This window comes from uncultured Pontibacter sp. (genome assembly GCF_947495565.1).
In the GTDB taxonomy this organism is placed as follows: domain Bacteria; phylum Bacteroidota; class Bacteroidia; order Cytophagales; family Hymenobacteraceae; genus Pontibacter.
Window position 1 is genome coordinate 338,976 of the sequence record NZ_CANLZM010000004.1, and the last position, 15,392, is coordinate 354,367.

The 15,392-nt window shown below is 49.0% G+C and carries 14 protein-coding genes; 9 read left to right on the forward strand and 5 right to left on the reverse strand.

The window, feature by feature from the left end; genetic code table 11:
* Nucleotides 1–101: 101 nt before the first annotated feature.
* Nucleotides 102–725, forward strand: a complete 624-nt coding sequence (locus Q1B04_RS07855) for a DNA-3-methyladenine glycosylase 2 family protein (RefSeq protein ID WP_299757706.1) — start codon at nt 102–104, stop codon at nt 723–725.
* 106 nt (nt 726–831) lie between these two features.
* Here the strand turns inward: Q1B04_RS07855 and Q1B04_RS07860 are convergent, their stop codons facing one another.
* Nucleotides 832–1,920, reverse strand: a complete 1,089-nt coding sequence (locus tag Q1B04_RS07860; protein ID WP_299757708.1) for a DNA topoisomerase IB — start codon at nt 1,918–1,920, stop codon at nt 832–834.
* 199 nt (nt 1,921–2,119) lie between these two features.
* Between Q1B04_RS07860 and Q1B04_RS07865 the strand changes: the two genes are divergently transcribed.
* From Q1B04_RS07865 to Q1B04_RS07890, 6 genes are all read left to right on the forward strand, one after another.
* Nucleotides 2,120–2,656 carry a hypothetical protein gene (locus tag Q1B04_RS07865; protein WP_299757710.1) on the forward strand — a complete coding sequence of 179 codons (537 nt, stop codon included), beginning with the start codon at nt 2,120–2,122 and terminating at the stop codon, nt 2,654–2,656.
* 79 nt (nt 2,657–2,735) lie between these two features.
* Nucleotides 2,736–5,585, forward strand: a complete 2,850-nt coding sequence (locus tag Q1B04_RS07870; RefSeq protein ID WP_299757713.1) for a pitrilysin family protein — start codon at nt 2,736–2,738, stop codon at nt 5,583–5,585.
* A 216-nt stretch (nt 5,586–5,801) separates the two neighbouring features.
* Nucleotides 5,802–6,635 (forward strand): M48 family metalloprotease, encoded by an 834-nt coding sequence (locus tag Q1B04_RS07875; RefSeq protein ID WP_299757715.1) that lies wholly within the window; start codon nt 5,802–5,804, stop codon nt 6,633–6,635.
* Nucleotides 6,636–6,689: 54 nt separating this feature from the next.
* Nucleotides 6,690–7,835 (forward strand): phosphatase domain-containing protein, encoded by a 1,146-nt coding sequence (locus tag Q1B04_RS07880; protein WP_299757718.1) that lies wholly within the window; start codon nt 6,690–6,692, stop codon nt 7,833–7,835.
* Between the two features lie 190 nt (nt 7,836–8,025).
* Nucleotides 8,026–9,675, forward strand: a complete 1,650-nt coding sequence (locus Q1B04_RS07885; protein ID WP_299757721.1) for an alpha-amylase family protein — start codon at nt 8,026–8,028, stop codon at nt 9,673–9,675.
* A gap of 44 nt (nt 9,676–9,719) precedes the next feature.
* The gene (locus Q1B04_RS07890) at nt 9,720–10,244 is read left to right on the forward strand and encodes a GreA/GreB family elongation factor (protein WP_299757724.1); all 525 of its coding nucleotides are present in this window, start codon (nt 9,720–9,722) and stop codon (nt 10,242–10,244) included.
* Between the two features lie 4 nt (nt 10,245–10,248).
* On the opposite strand, the gene Q1B04_RS07895 is transcribed toward Q1B04_RS07890, so the two are convergent.
* Both Q1B04_RS07895 and mtgA read right to left on the reverse strand, forming a co-directional pair.
* Entirely contained in the window at nt 10,249–10,704 is a 456-nt protein-coding gene (locus tag Q1B04_RS07895; RefSeq protein ID WP_299757726.1) for a DUF4440 domain-containing protein, read from the reverse strand.
* Complete coding sequence (gene mtgA, locus Q1B04_RS07900; protein ID WP_299757729.1) at nt 10,694–11,428, reverse strand: monofunctional biosynthetic peptidoglycan transglycosylase; 735 nt, start codon at nt 11,426–11,428, stop codon at nt 10,694–10,696. The genes Q1B04_RS07895 and mtgA overlap by 11 nt, the downstream gene beginning before the upstream one ends.
* Nucleotides 11,429–11,595: 167 nt before the next feature.
* On the opposite strand from mtgA, the gene Q1B04_RS07905 reads away from it, so the two are divergent.
* Nucleotides 11,596–12,237 (forward strand): LON peptidase substrate-binding domain-containing protein, encoded by a 642-nt coding sequence (locus tag Q1B04_RS07905; protein WP_299757732.1) that lies wholly within the window; start codon nt 11,596–11,598, stop codon nt 12,235–12,237.
* A gap of 21 nt (nt 12,238–12,258) precedes the next feature.
* Complete coding sequence (locus tag Q1B04_RS07910; RefSeq protein WP_299757734.1) at nt 12,259–13,440, forward strand: metallophosphoesterase; 1,182 nt, start codon at nt 12,259–12,261, stop codon at nt 13,438–13,440.
* Between the two features lie 49 nt (nt 13,441–13,489).
* On the opposite strand, the gene Q1B04_RS07915 is transcribed toward Q1B04_RS07910, so the two are convergent.
* A complete protein-coding gene (locus Q1B04_RS07915; protein WP_299757736.1) occupies nt 13,490–14,401 on the reverse strand; it encodes a diacylglycerol kinase family protein in 912 nt (303 codons plus the stop codon).
* Between the two features lie 73 nt (nt 14,402–14,474).
* Nucleotides 14,475–15,287, reverse strand: coding sequence for a M48 family metalloprotease (locus Q1B04_RS07920; RefSeq protein WP_299757738.1), 813 nt, complete (start codon nt 15,285–15,287; stop codon nt 14,475–14,477).
* Between the last annotated feature and the right edge of the window lie 105 nt (nt 15,288–15,392).

The window sequence follows — 15,392 nt, forward strand, 5'->3', positions numbered from 1 at the left end:
TACTCATCTAAAGAAAATTGCTAAAAAACTCACTATTTATACTTGCTTCACCATCAGCACAAGAAACGACTTTCCTAAGCTTAAAAACTCAAACTGAAACAATGAACTCCTCCTACCCTTCTCCTGAGATTATGGCTGCCTTTGCTGCTGATCCTATTATTTGCGGTATCATTCAAAATGGGCAACCGTTGCCGTCTTCACGTTCTGAGGATGTATACTTTAAGCTGCTGAGTTCCATTGTGTCGCAGCAGCTGAGCACTAAAGTAGCAGCCGTTATTTTCAAAAGATTTAAAGAACTGTTTCCAGAAGAATATCCGCACCCGGAACTGGTGTTAGCAGCGCCGGATGAGCTGCTGCGTAGCGCAGGATTATCGTTTCAGAAAATAGGCTATGTGCGCAACGTGGCGGTGTTTGCTTCCGAAGGCAACCTACAGCACGCCACCATCAATGCCATGGAAGATGAGGTATTGATTGAGCATCTGACGCAGATAAAAGGTGTTGGCCGCTGGACCGTAGAAATGCTGCTGATGTTTGCCCTGGAGCGGCCAGATATCTTTCCGGTTGATGATTTAGGGATACAAAATGCCATGAAACGCCATTATGGCATAGATGCAGCTGGTAAAGCTCTGCGGCTGCAGATGCAGCAAATAGCTGAAAATTGGCGGCCTTACCGCACCATTGCCAGCAAATATCTCTGGCAGTCGCTGGATAACATGCCGAAGTAATTAATTTATACTTAAGATACCTGCGTTAGAAATAGCCTTAAATGCAAGTAGACCGCTGCAGCAAGTATGCAGCGGTCTACAATAAACAATGTATCTGTTAACCCGGTCAGGCGGCAGCCGCTTTCTGTTTTTCCTTCGCTACGCGCTCCAGCATTTTCAGCACAAGCTCCTCAGTGCCTGACAGGTAATTTGATTTAGGTTTAGAGGCATCGTGTCGCTTCAGGTAATTCACCAGTTTGTCTTCCCGAAACAAGTTGATCACCTCCGGGTGGATGTAGTATTTGCTACAAACGGTCGGCGTGTTGCCTAGCCCTTTGGCTACATCTTTTACAGCAGCCTTAATTGCCTTTTCCTTGTCCAGGTCCGGGTCATCTTCCAGTACATTTTCCAGGCACTTAACCATACGCACAGTACCGCCCCAGGTCCGGAAATCCTTGGCCGAGAAGTCATGTTCTGTGGCTTCGCGCAGGTACTCGTTCACGTCACCCGACTCCAGCGTCTGTCGCTCACCATCCTCATCGAAGTACTGAAACAAGTCATACCCCGGAATGTCTTTGCACTTTTTAACCAGTCGAGCCAAACGGCGGTCTTTCAGGTCTATCTCCTGCGCAACGCCTTTTTTACCTACAAAAGAGAATGTTATACTACTGCCGTTTATTTTAACATGCTTATCGCGCAGCGTAGTAAGGCCGTAAGACGAATTGGACTTAGCATAGGCACGGTTCCCGATCCTGATCAAGGCATTATCCAGCAGCGTGAGCACCAGCGCCGTAACCTTTCGGCGATCCAGGTTGCGGGAGGTAATGTCCTGCTGCAATTGCTCGCGCAGTTTCGGCAGCGCATGGCCAAACTCAATCATGCGGCCAAACTTTGTAAGGTTGCGAGCCTGCTGCCACTGCGGATGGTAAATATACTGTTTCCTACCTTTAGCATCGCGGCCTGTAGCCTGTAAATGCCCTTTAGCAGATTTGCAGATCCATACTTCTTCCCAGGCGGGAGGTATAACCAGCGCCTTCAACCTGGCCAATACTTTCTCATCTGTCACTTTCTCTCCTTTGCCATCCAGATAGTAAAAACCTTTCCCGGCTTTCTTGCGGGTATAACCGGGCTTTTCATCAGAGGCATATCGCAAGCCGGCCCAGGCAGCAGATTTTTCCGGGTCAGCATATAATTCGTGTATTTCCTTCTTTGTCATTTTCCAAGGCTTCTTCAGTTTCCTGCCTCAGCAATTAATACTTTAGTTTAAGGTAAAAGTTGTACTATTTTCGTGATACACCTTTACCTACCCTGCGAGTAAAATAACTGCTTGGAAACGATTTTATCCCACTGACATGCCTACCAAGGTCGACTTAGTATAAGCTCTGTCAGTCACGGCTATTAAAAACTTATAATATTTGAGTTGTGCGACTTTGGAGTTCGCCGGCCCCGCAGAAAATGAAAGTATAAGTATACCACCAAACCATTCTCCCATTTCATACTTTCATTTTCTGCTTTATCTTTACATCATACTTATACCGGAGCGCAACATGCACAAGAACATATCTTACCTCTATGCTTTTTTTGGATTCTTTCTGCTTGGATGTGGCGTGGTGGCCGTTGATTTAGCTGGCGAACAGGCAAATACGGCTTTATTAACCGGAGCCGCAGGAGGCTTGATCGGCCTGACAGCCGGACATTTTCTGAACAGGGGCAAACGCTGGGGTTTTATGCTAGGCACTGTGGAGGCTGGTTTACTTACACTGCTGCTGGGCTGGCGCGCCGGTACTTATTTTCTCCGGCTGCTAGGCATGGTGCAACAGCCGCAGGGCACTGACACAACTGAAACGGCAGGCATGGCTTTTCTGCTTACCACCGCTATGCTCGTCATCTCGCTGCTGACGCTGACTGTTTCGGTTATGTTTGCAAAACAGGTGTTGAGCGAGACAAAATAGGCATTCGTCTATATTATTTTACATTTCTGCCATCTCTTTACTATATTGTTTGTGAAAATCATACCATACAATATAGCACATGATGAACAAAACCGTGCTGAGTGTACTGCTTACTGCAAGTGTTGTAAGCGTAGCCGAGGCTCAGACTAAACTCGTGGAAAAGGTTACCAAACAAGGCGATGAGCTGGTAATTCCTTATACTAAGTATAAGCTTCCGAACGGCCTTACTTTAATTGTACACGAAGATAACTCAGATCCGGTAGTGCACGTGGATGTAACCTATCATGTAGGTTCTGCCCGTGAGGAGGTCGGCAAATCTGGCTTCGCGCACTTTTTTGAGCACATGATGTTCCAGGGGTCCGACAACGTTGCTGATGAAGAGCACTTCAAGATTGTTTCTGAATCTGGCGGCACCCTGAACGGAACAACCAACCGCGACCGCACCAACTATTTCGAGACCGTACCTAGTAACCAACTGGAGACAGCGCTATGGCTGGAGGCTGACCGCATGGGCTTTTTGCTGGATGCCGTTACGCAGCCTAAGTTTGAGGTGCAGCGCGAGACTGTAAAGAACGAGCGCGGCCAGAACTACGATAACCGCCCTTACGGCCTGGTGTACGAGATGACCTCGAAAAACCTGTATCCATACGGCCACCCTTACTCCTGGACCACCATTGGCTACATTGAGGACCTGAACCGGGTGAATGTAAATGACCTGAAGAACTTCTTCCTGCGCTGGTACGGCCCGAACAACGCGACCCTGACTGTTGGCGGCGACGTAAAACCAGAGGAAGTAGTGAAGCTGGTGGAGAAATATTTCGGTTCTATACCTGCCGGGCCAGCCGTTAAGGATATGCAGCCGCAGCTTGCCAAGCTGGAAAAAGACCGCTATATAAGCTACGAAGACAATATCCGTTTCCCGATGCTGCGCATGACCTACCCTACTCCTGAGTCTGGGCACAAGGATGAGCCGGCATTAGACGTGTTGGCCGAGATACTGGGCCAGGGCAAAAACTCTATCTTCTACAAGAACTTTGTAAAGGAGCAGAAAGCCATGCAGGCCTCTGTGTATAATTCTGCCTCTGAATTGGCCGGTGAGTTCAGCATTACAGTAATGGCTTACCCGAATACTCCGTTGGCACAAAGCGAGGAGCTGGCACGCCAGTCTATCGCAGAGTTTGAGAAACGCGGAATTACAGACGAAGACCTGCAGCGCTTTAAGGCACAAGCGGAGTCTGGGCTGATCAACCGTATGGCTAGCGTGAGCGGTAAAGTATCGCAGCTGGCTTACTACGAAACATTTCGCAACAACCCGAACTACCTGCAAGAGGAAATTAAGCGCATACAGTCTGTAACCAAAGAAGATGTGCAGCGCGTGTACAACCAGTACATTAAGGGCAAGCCCGCTGTACTGCTTAGCGTGGTACCTAAAGGAAATGTCGCCTTACTGGCTAAAGCCGACAATTATACCGTGGCACAAGATGGCTATACTGCCGGCGCTGATGAGTATAGCGGCCTGAAGTATACAAAGGCAGTAGACACATTTGACAGAAGCAAGCGCCCTGGCGCAGGCGAGAACCCGGTAGTAGCCGTACCAAGTTACTATACCAGCAAGTTTAAAAACGGGCTGAAAATGATCGGAACAAACACCAATGAGATTCCGACCGTTACGATGCAGCTTACAATTGAGGGAGGCCACCGTTTGGCAGCGAAAGATCTTAGCAAAGCCGGTATTGCTGTTCTTACAGCCGACATGCTGAACGAAGACACGCAGAATTATACTTCCGAGCAGTTCAGCAACGAACTGGATAAGCTTGGCAGCTCTATTCGCATCAACTCCGGCAGCAACGATACTTATATCACGGTACAGTCGCTGAAGAAGAACCTCGACAAAACATTAGCCCTGCTGGAGGAGCGCTTATTCAGGCCGAAGTTTAACCAGGAGGATTTTGATCGCCTCAAGAAGCAGCAGCTGGAGGCCATTGCCAACCAGGCGACACAGCCAACCGCTATTGCCAACAATGTATACAGCAAACTGCTCTACGGTTCAGGTAATATCATGGCCTTGCCAACTTCTGGTACCGCCGAAACCGTTGCCAACATCACGCTGGAGGATGTAAAGAAATTTTACACCGACAACTACTCTCCTTCCGTTTCGCAGTTGGTAGTGGTGGGCGATATCTCTGAAAAAGAGCTGATGGGCAAAATGGCTTTCCTGAAGAACTGGAAAAAGAAGAATGTGCAGCTTCCGGCTGACATCAAAGCCCCTGCCATTGAGAAGACACGCATTTATTTGGTAGACAAGCCAGATGCAGCGCAGTCCGAGATCCGCATTGGGTATGTCGGCATGCCGTTTGACGCTACTGGCGATTACTACAAAGCCAATTTGATGAACTACAACCTGGGCGGAGCCTTTAACAGCCGTATCAACCTGAACCTGCGCGAAGACAAAGGCTATACCTATGGTGCCCGCTCCTACTTCAGTGGCAGCAAGTATGCCGGTCCGTTCACGGCCTCTGCCGGTGTGCGTGCCGATGCTACAGCCGAGTCGGTAACAGAGTTTATGAAAGAGCTGACGGAATTCAGCAAGAACGGCATCAGCGAAGACGAGCTTAAGTTCATGAAAAGCTCTATCGGGCAGGCTGACGCACGCCAGTATGAAACACCATACCAGAAAGCCGGCTTCCTGGGCCGTATTCTGGAGTACGACCTGAAGAAAGACTTTGTGAAGCAGCAGACCAATATCCTGAACAACATAACGAAGCAGGAGATTGATGCGCTGGCAGCTAAAAACCTGCCGGTAAACAACATGCACATAGTGGTGGTAGGCGATAAGAAAACAGTGCTGCCAAAGCTGGAGGCCCTTAACTACGAGATTGTGGAGCTGGATACGGATGGCAACCCAGTGGCCAGCTCGTCCGTAAAATAGAGCACATACTATACAAAGAGAGCCCTTGGTTTTACCGAGGGCTTTTTTGTTTTCTTTTGTATACTTTTCTGGTTGATTCCCCTGCAACCATAAGCACACGAATTAACGTAAAGCAGGTGCAGCACGCATTACATTAGTTTTTGGCCATATATTTGCCAAAGGCTGTACAAAAATGCAGGGACACTGCGTTGCACCTTTATGAGCTTACACTTTACAATGAAAAAACTCTTTTACACCCCTTTAGGACTACTAGCTTTGGCTGGTATGCTAACTTTCAGCAGCTGCGATAGCAACGATGGCGTCATCTTTTCGGTGCAGGACGACGTGAACCTGGGCCAGCAGGTAGCCCATGAGGTTGACTCTACTTACCGAGCACAAGGCAAGCTGCTAGAGCGCAACAGCACCAACTCCAATACGCAAAAAGCTTATACCAGCCTCGACCGCATCGTGAACCGGGTGCTTACTTCCGGAGAAGTAAAATACCAGCAGGAGTTTCCCTGGTCCGTAAAAATTATTCGGGATGATGAAACATTGAATGCCTTTGCCTCTCCCGGAGGGCAGATTTATGTCTTTACCGGCCTTATTAAATATTTGGAGGATGAAGACCATTTGGCTGGCGTGCTGGCCCACGAAATTGCGCATGCCGACAAGCGTCACAGCGTAAAACAGCTCCAGCGCGACTATGGCATTGCCTTGCTGCTAACAGTAGCTTTAGGCAATAACCCAAGCACACTAAAGCAGATAGCAGCGCAATTATCAGGCTCATTGGCAGGGCTTAAATTTAGCCGCGATGCCGAAACAGAGGCAGATGAGGCATCTGTGGCTTACTTGGGTGGTACCAAACACTACGCCTGCGACGGAGCTGCGGGATTCTTCGTGAAAATGGAGCAAGAGCAGCAGCAAGGAGCACCGCCTGAGTTTCTGAGCACACACCCAAGCCCTGAAAACCGGATACAGCACATACAGCAACTGGCAGAAAAGCGCGGCTGCAGCACAGCCTCCGCCCCTGACACAGATTTTCAGCAACTGAAAACCGCCCTGGGATTTTAACGCAAGAGGAAATGCCTGCCCCAACCGGCAGGCATTTTTCGTAAGTATAAAACTATGAATAAGATAAAGAAAAGCCTTACCAAAGCGATATTGAGAGGAGAAGAAAAGCTCGACTTGCTCACCTTTCAGCTAAAAAACAGACTGAACCTGAACCGCCCACTGCAGATTGTCACTTACCGCAGCTATGGCACTCCGGAGCGCCTTTATGTTAAAGGCCGTGTGTTAGTGGACAAGGGTATCCGCCTGTCAGAAGAAAATGACACCACCTGGGAGAACCTCCTGAACATGTACCGCCGCTTTGAGAGCGACGAGATACCCAACGCACGCGTAGCGCTTTGCCTGCAGGGCCAGCAGCATGAAATCACGACAGATGCAGAAGGTTATTTTGTACTGAACCTGCAGCCTAAAAAGCCGTTGCATCTGGAAGACATCTGGCACCCGATAGAGATTGAGCTAAAGGACGCGCCGGTGCAGAGCTTTGAGCCAGGCGTAAAAGAAACGGCACATGTACTGGTTCCTCCACCGGATGCAGAGTACGGCATCATATCCGATATTGACGATACCATTGTAAGAACCGGGGCAACCAGCCTGTTGCAAACCGGGCGCAACGTGCTGCTGAATAACGCCCATACCCGCATTCCTTTCCATGGAGTTTCTCAATTCTATAAATCGCTGCAGCTAGGAAGAAGCGGCAAGCGCAACAACCCGTTTTTCTACGTCAGTAGCAGCCCCTGGAATAACTATGATCTGCTCTATCACTTTCTGGAGCTAAACGAAATTCCGCAGGGGCCGCTCCTGCTTCGCGATTTTGGCATAGATGAAAGCAAGCTCGGCCACAGCGACCACATGAGCCACAAGTATAAAGAGATTGAAAATATCCTGATCACTTACCCGCATCTTAATTTTATACTTATCGGCGACAGCGGCCAGCAGGATGCGCCTATTTACCATGAGGTTGTCAAAAACCACCCGGGGCGGGTTATGGCCATCTACATACGCGATGTAAATATTGAGAAACGCACACAAGCCGTAACTACGATTGCAGATGAACTAAGTGCAGGCGGAGATGTGGAAATGGTGCTGGTAAAAGACACAGCCGCAGCCGCAGCTCACGCAGCCGAAAAAGGATTTATACTTGTAGAAGAAGTGAAAGAAGTTGAACAGGAAGCAGAGATAGATGCAGCCGGAGACGAAGTATAAATCGATATAAACAAGCACATCAGGCGCAGACACTAGCTGCGCCTGATGCATTTAATGTCCTTCCTACAGCGACTGCCTTTGCACCATCAGAAATATAAACGCTACTTTAACCAAACTGAATCTATACTTGCTGCCGTACAAAAGCAAAAATTATACGTAGCCTATACTTCATTAAAAGTACACCCGAACTATGACAGAAGATCTATGGTATAAAAACGCCATTATTTACAGCCTGGACCTGGAAACATTTATGGATTTTGACGGAGATGGCGTCGGTGACTTTCAGGGGCTGACCCGCCGTTTAGACTATCTCCACGCCATGGGCGTAGACACAGTCTGGCTGGCACCTTTTCAGCCCACTCCCAACAAGGACAATGGGTATGATATAAAAGATTATTACGGTGTAGACCAACGGCACGGCTCCAGCGGCAACTTTGTGGAGTTTATGCACCAGGCTAAAAAGCGCGGCATCAAAGTAATTATCGACCTCGTGGTAAACCATACTTCCGATGAGCACCCTTGGTTTAAGGATTCGCGCAGCAGCAAAGACGCCAAGCACCGTGATTGGTATGTGTGGTCTGACAAGAAGCCCTCCGACTGGAATGAAGGCATGGTTTTTCCGGGCGTGCAGGAGGCAACCTGGACGTACGATAAAAAAGCAAAAGCCTGGTACTTCCACCGCTTCTACGAATTTCAGCCAGACCTTAATATGGATAACCCGGAGGTACGCGCCGAAATAAACCGCATTGTTGGTTTTTGGCTGGAAATGGGTGTGGCAGGTTTCAGAGTGGATGCCGTTCCGTTTATGCTGGAGACTCCCGCCCCTGGCCCTAAAAACCCAGTTTATAAATTTAGTTACCTGCGGGATCTGCGCCGCTTTCTGCAGTGGCGGCGCGGCGACGCGATTCTGTTGGGTGAGGCAAATGTGCTGCCAGAGGAGACAAAAAAATACTTTGGTGAAGAAGGCAGCGGCATCCACCTCATGTTTAACTTCTACGTGAATCAGTACATGTTTTACGCGCTGGCCACCAGCGACATAGAACCACTGAAGGAGGCTTTGGAAGCAACGCGTATCCAGTTCCCGACATCGCAATGGGCACACTTTCTGCGAAACCACGACGAACTGGACCTTGGTCGGCTTACTGAAGAACAGCGGCAGAAGGTTTTTGCCCGTTTCGGGCCGGATGAAAATATGCAGCTTTATGACCGGGGCATCCGCCGCCGTTTGTCCACCATGCTGGGCAACAGGCAGCAGAGCGAGTTAGCCTATAGCCTTATGTTCTCGCTGCCAGGTACGCCGGTTATTCGTTACGGCGATGAAATAGGTATGGGTGATGACCTCAGCCTGAAAGAAAGAGACGCCGTGCGAACGCCTATGCAATGGTCTGACGATAAGCAAGCCGGTTTCTCAGAGGCCGATAAACTGATCCATCCTATTATAGACAAGGGGCCATATGCGTACCACCACGTTAACGTAGAGACTCAGCGCCGCATACCAGACTCGCTACTCAACTGGATGACAACACTTATAAGGCTTCGGCAGGAGTGTACCGAAATAGGTTGGGGAGACTGGCAGATACTTGAAATTAACAACCCGCACATTTTGGGTATGCATTATATGTGGCAAGGCAGCTCACTTTTGATTTTCCATAATTTTGATGAAAAAGCCCATGAAATTGTGCTTGACCTGGAACAGGAAACTAAGGGAAAGCTAATTGACCTGATGCAAAATGAAGAAAGCATAGCCGATGAAGAAGGCCAGCACCACATTACGCTTCCCGCCTATGGCTACCGCTGGTTTAGGGCCGGGGACTTAAGCCATATCATGCAGAAAGGGTAACTACCAGCAAATACAAAGTATAAACCAGTAACTTAAGTTATAGAATGAGCAGAGCATTTGTAAAAGAAGATGATGCTGGAGAAGCACCTATTATTCCGCCACGCGCTGCCCTACCACCTGGCGTAGCTAATTATGTTACGCCAGGTGGTTTGGAAAAACTACGTGAGGAAATGGCTGAACTGGAGGCGGAACGGAGTAAGGCAGAGGCAAATCATGAAGACGAGGCAAACCGTACACGCCAGCTCACTATTTTAAACAGCCGAATAAGCGCGCTGAATAACAGGCTGGCAAGTGCTAAAATCATAGATCCTGCCAATCAACCTTCAGATGAAGTACGTTTTGGAGCCACAGTTACCCTGCTCACGCTGAAGGGCGGCAAAGTTGGCTTAAAGCGTGTTTTCACGATTGTGGGTGTAGACGAAGCAGACGTGGCGGCAGGTAAAATAGCGTTTGTGGCTCCTATTGCACGTGCTATTCAAGGAGCTAAGGCTGGCCAGAAAGTTACTCTTCGACTTGGCAAAAATGAGGAGCTGGTGGAGATAACTGAAATCTTCTACCAAACTACCTGAAACGCTAGCTTGAATGGTCGGCAATGATTTTCCAGCCATCAGCAAACCGTCTGAAGATAACAGAGAAGTGCCCTTCCAGATCTCCTTTGGCTGCATCGCGCTGCAAGTGCCATTTGCCTACCACCAGCATAGTCTCCGGAGAAAGCTGTCGTAGTTCCTTCAGGTCGAAGTTGAGTTTGCCCATAGCGGAGGCATCCGGGTAGCTGCGCTTGTAATTGTCAAGTGTCTGCTGCCAGCCGTAAGTCAGCCCACGGGACCCGATGAACAAGAGTGAGTCGGATCGCCAATACCCCTGCATGTAGCACTCCAAATCGCCGGCGCTCCAGCACTGGGCCTGCTCCTCCAGTACCTGGCGCACTTCGGCATTAGTGTTTGTTGTAGAAACAGTGGTTTGCGTGCTGCTGCAGGCACTTAGGCCAAGCATACTAACAGCTAGCAAGAAGTATAACTTATTTTTCATCTTTCTCTGGTAAGATCTCTTTGATGTAAGTCGCGCCTCCCAAGCGCCCCATAGCACGTGCAATGCGTACCCGGCGGGTGAGCACATAAGGAGAAGGTCTTTTAGCGGAGTATTTAATTGGGTTAGGCAGCACCGCCGCCAGTAGTGCCGACTGCTGGCGCCCCACCTCGCTTGCGGGTTTCCTGAAAAACTGCTGCGAGGCTGCTTCCACCCCAAAAACACCGTCACCCATCTCTGCAATGTTCAGGTATACTTCTAAAATGCGCTCCTTGCCCCAAAGCACCTCAATAAGTACGGTAAAATAGGCCTCCATGGCTTTACGCAGATAACTACGGCCATGCCACAGAAAAACATTTTTGGCTACCTGCTGGCTAATGGTACTGCCGCCCCGAATGTTGCCCCCCTTCTGATTTCTCTTGAACGCATCTGATATGGCATCAAAGTCGAAGCCGTGGTGCTGCAGAAACTTTTGGTCTTCTGAGGCAACAACAGCCAAAGGCAGCTGATCCGACATCTCCTCCAGCGAAACAAATTTATACTTTATGCCTGGATTTTCTTTATCTGCAGCACCAGCCTCAGCGCGGCGCTTTATCATGTGCAGCGTGGCCGGAGGGGCTACCCATCGGTACACCAGCACCCATGCTACGCTCATCAGAAAAAGGCTGAGCATCAGCTTCACAAAAAGCAGTTTAAGCTGCCTTACCCCCAGTCGTTTTTTAGCCATTCCGGTGCTTTTTCATTTGGCCGCAAAGGTAAGGAGTTTAGGGTATTTTCCTAACGCGGAAGGAGTTGCTCGCCAACGTAAGCTAGCGAGTAAGCGTAGGGTAAAACAGGCAGCAGCGTTTGCTGTTGTTTCTAAGTGGAACATCATAGTATAAAAACGATAAACCTATGCCCTCAACCAAATACCTGCCGCTTTTTCCGTTAAATATTGTGGTGTTTCCGGAAGAGAAGCTTAACCTGCACATTTTTGAGCCGCGCTACAAGCAGTTGGTACTAGATTGTGTGGAGAGCGGCAGCACGTTCGGAATACCAACCTACATCCAGAACGGAGTTGGCTTATACGGCACCGAGGTTGAGCTCCTGCATGTCGAGAAGAAGTATGATAACGGTGAAATGGATATCCGCACCAAAGGCCTGCATATTTTTAAGATGCTGCAGTTTGATAAGTTGGCCCCTAACAGACTGTACGCGGGCGGAGAGGTAGAGCTGGTGGAAAACAAGTTTGATGAAGACATCATCACAAAGCTAAAAATACGGGAACTGCTCGAAAAACTTTATGACACATTGGGCCTTGGCAACCTGTACCTGGAGCTTCCCGAAGATTTCAACAGCTATGACATCGCACATCAGCTTGGCCTGAACACAGAGCAGGAATATGCGCTGCTGCAACTTCTTAGCGAAAAAGAGCGCCAGGAAGTGATACTGTTGCACCTGCAGCAGCTGCTGCCCATACTTCTGGAAACCGAAAAACTGAAAGAGCGCGTGCGCCTGAACGGCCACTTCAAAAACCTGACGCCACCAAACTTTTAAGCACTGCGCTGTTTATACTATATGCTGGTATACTTCATCATTATTGTTCCGGTACTATTCCTTTCTTTTTTGATCTTCAGCTATTGGCAGGAGCGCAAGTACAGGCGTAAACCTTTTTACAGGCTTTCGGATGTAGGGTGGCAGCGGCAATCTCCTCCCCCTGTGGCTGATTTGCTTCATTCTGTGGCACTGCTCGGCGATGTAGGCGCCATTGCCACTGACGGCTCAGACCCAGTGCTTAAGCTGGCGCAGCAATGGCAGCAGGAAGCAAAGGAAAGAGGCACCATGGTTTTTTTGGGGGATAACCTCTACCCTATCGGCTTGCCCGAAGCCGGCCACCGCCACCGCGAAATGGCAGAATCCCGGCTAAACACACTAATCCAAAGTATAAAAAGCTATCCGGGGCAAGGCATTTTTCTGGGAGGCAACCACGACTGGCTAAAAGGAGGTGTGGGCGGATACAAGCAGCTGTTGCGGCAGGAGCAGTATGTGCAGGAGCATCTGCCGCAGCAAAACAGTTACCTGCCGCCCAACGGCTGCCCCGGCCCCACCTGCCTGCAGTTGTCCGAAGGGCTGCTGTTAGTGGTTATCAATACACAGTGGTTTGTGCAGCGCGGCGAAAAGCCTCTGGGCAGCAAAGCCGGCTGCCCTTACAATGATATTGAAGAGTTTTTTGTGCGCTTAAACAAGCTCCTGAAGCGCAACAGCCACCAACGTATACTTATCGCTTCGCATCACCCGCTGTACAGCAATGCCATGCATGGCGGCAAGTTTACCATGAAGCAGCATATCTTTCCGCTCACAGCACTCCACAAGCGGTTCCTGATTCCGCTGCCGATTTTTGGGTCGCTTTACCCGTTTTACCGCAAAATGTTTGGCGCCTATGAAGACATGTCGCACCGCAAGTATAAAAAAATGCGCAAGCGGCTATTGCGCATTTTTCATCGGTACGATAACCTGATTTACGTGGGAGGCCATGATCATAACCTGCAGTACTTTAATGTACAGGGCAACCATTACATTGTAAGCGGCTCAGGCAGTAAAACAGCGTTCGTGAAAAAAGGAGGCAGAGCCACGTTTGCCATGGAGGCCCTTGGTTTCTTTGTGCTGAACTACTACACAAACGGACAAGTATGGATGGAGTGCCGTGCTGTATCAGACAACCCGGAGAAAGGTATTGTGGTATTCCGTAAGCCTATTTAGCAATCAGCGAAGTATAACTTTTTAATTTTTATGCTTGTGCTGAAGCCTGTTATAAGTCTTCTTTATCTTCTGTTTCCGGAAGTATAACTTTTAAGCTCTTCGAGTGCATCTCTACTTCTATTTTTTTTGCTGTCTCAACAGGCTCTCCATCAATATGCATCACCTCTAAATCTTGATTATAAATGGTGGCACGCTTGCATTTCAAAATTCTCGTATATACACTCGTATCAATGCTATCGGTGTAAAGTTTGTAAAGTATACCTAAGCTGGCGGCTCTCGGAAAAGGCTCTATCAGGCAAATCTCAAACATGCCATCGTTTAAAATACCATCAGGATTGATGCTGGCATTCGACCCCCAGGCATTGGCATTGGCTACAGTCACCATAAAAGCCTTGCCTTCATAAGTATCAGAATCAGTTTCTATCCTATAAGTTTTAGGTTCGTAGTTTAGGTACTCCTGCAAAGCAATCCAGGCATAAGCTCCCGGCCCCCGGGTATCCCCTTCGCAAAAGTTTTTTACCACCAGCGCATTAAAGCCTAAATCGCTCAGGTGGATAGATGGCGTGCCGTTTAACGTGATGGTATCTATGTTGCGGACCACATGGTTTTTAATCAGCTCCAGCGCCTCCTCCGTGTCCTGAGGTATATCCAAGTCTTTGGCAAGGCCGTTTCCGGAGCCAAGCGGAATGATGCCCAAAGGTGTGTTTGTACCTATCAGCAGGTCGCCTACCAGGCTAACCGTTCCATCTCCGCCAATAGCATACACCGCTTCATATTCATGCTCGCTTAGTTGCTTTTTTAAGTTCTCCTTATCGTTATCTCCGGTTGTGGTAAAAATTTCATACTGGATTTCATGCTCCAGGCATATAGCGGCTAAGTCTTCTTTCAGATCTTCTTTTTCAATATCTCCGGCTATAGGGTTCAGCACGAACAAAAGCTTTTTATGCTTGGTAAATTCCATACATTATCAATTGATTCCTGTAGTTTCTGTTACGAAAAGCAGCGCAACAAGTAGTAAACTAGCGTTGTAACTTCTATTCAATTAGCCCCTCAGGCAACCCGCTTGGATACTCTCTTTGGATAGCGGCCTCTATTTTGGCCACGCGGTTGCCTGGGTTTGGGTGAGTCTGTAAAAACTCAGGTCCTCCACGGGAGCCGCCGCTTGCCTCCTCCAGTATTTGCATCACCCGCATCATAGAACGGGGATCGTATCCTGCGGATCCGGTAAGTTGCACCGCCAGCATATCTGATTCTAATTCATCTTCGCGACCATAGTTCATGTTTACGAGTTGCCCGATCATGGCTGCCACAGCTGCTCCGGAGCGGCTCGCCGGGTTTTCAGGGTCATATGTAGCGATGGCGGCCGCACCGGTGAGTCCCTGCGTCAGCTTGGCCTTGGCGAGCTGCTGCGCAGAATGCCTGGCCACCACATGACCTATCTCATGACCTAAAACTCCTGCCAACTGCCCCTCCGACTCCAGCCGCCTTAGTAAACCTGCGGTAATAAAGATTTGGCCCCCTGGCAAAGCGAAAGCATTAACCGTCTGCTCATCAGCCAGCAAATGAAAGTCAAATTGATAAGGAGTGTCTTTTACGCGGGTGCTCTGGACCAGCCGCTGGCCAATGGCTTTCACCTCTTGGGCCGCTTTCTGGTCCGGGTGCAGGCCGCCATACTGCTCGGCCATCTGCGGCGCTGCCTGTAGCCCTAACGCTATCTCCTGCTCCACTGTCATGTCTACCCGCTGCTCTTCGCCGGTAAACTCATTTTCTTCTGAGCTGCACCAGTATGTTACCAGCGAAACGGCAGCCACTAGCAAGGCAATGATAAATTTAATTACTGCTTTCATGGGCTATTTATAAATCTAGTATATCTTTTCCTGACTAACGTTTATTTCTCAGGCCATTGTGAAGCCTAACTCTTCAGGTCCTAGGTCTAATTTAGCGATGTTTTT

Coding starts and splice junctions, on each gene's coding strand:
- Q1B04_RS07870 (WP_299757713.1), top strand. CDS start 2,736: ATGATGAACAAAACCGTGCTGAGTGTACTGCTTACTGCAAGTGTTGTA.
- Q1B04_RS07875 (WP_299757715.1), top strand. CDS start 5,802: ATGAAAAAACTCTTTTACACCCCTTTAGGACTACTAGCTTTGGCTGGT.
- Q1B04_RS07890 (WP_299757724.1), top strand. CDS start 9,720: ATGAGCAGAGCATTTGTAAAAGAAGATGATGCTGGAGAAGCACCTATT.
- Q1B04_RS07895 (WP_299757726.1), bottom strand. CDS start 10,704: ATGAAAAATAAGTTATACTTCTTGCTAGCTGTTAGTATGCTTGGCCTA.
- Q1B04_RS07855 (WP_299757706.1), top strand. CDS start 102: ATGAACTCCTCCTACCCTTCTCCTGAGATTATGGCTGCCTTTGCTGCT.
- Q1B04_RS07880 (WP_299757718.1), top strand. CDS start 6,690: ATGAATAAGATAAAGAAAAGCCTTACCAAAGCGATATTGAGAGGAGAA.
- Q1B04_RS07915 (WP_299757736.1), bottom strand. CDS start 14,401: ATGGAATTTACCAAGCATAAAAAGCTTTTGTTCGTGCTGAACCCTATA.
- Q1B04_RS07860 (WP_299757708.1), bottom strand. CDS start 1,920: ATGACAAAGAAGGAAATACACGAATTATATGCTGACCCGGAAAAATCT.
- Q1B04_RS07885 (WP_299757721.1), top strand. CDS start 8,026: ATGACAGAAGATCTATGGTATAAAAACGCCATTATTTACAGCCTGGAC.
- mtgA (WP_299757729.1), bottom strand. CDS start 11,428: ATGGCTAAAAAACGACTGGGGGTAAGGCAGCTTAAACTGCTTTTTGTG.
- Q1B04_RS07905 (WP_299757732.1), top strand. CDS start 11,596: ATGCCCTCAACCAAATACCTGCCGCTTTTTCCGTTAAATATTGTGGTG.
- Q1B04_RS07920 (WP_299757738.1), bottom strand. CDS start 15,287: ATGAAAGCAGTAATTAAATTTATCATTGCCTTGCTAGTGGCTGCCGTT.
- Q1B04_RS07910 (WP_299757734.1), top strand. CDS start 12,259: ATGCTGGTATACTTCATCATTATTGTTCCGGTACTATTCCTTTCTTTT.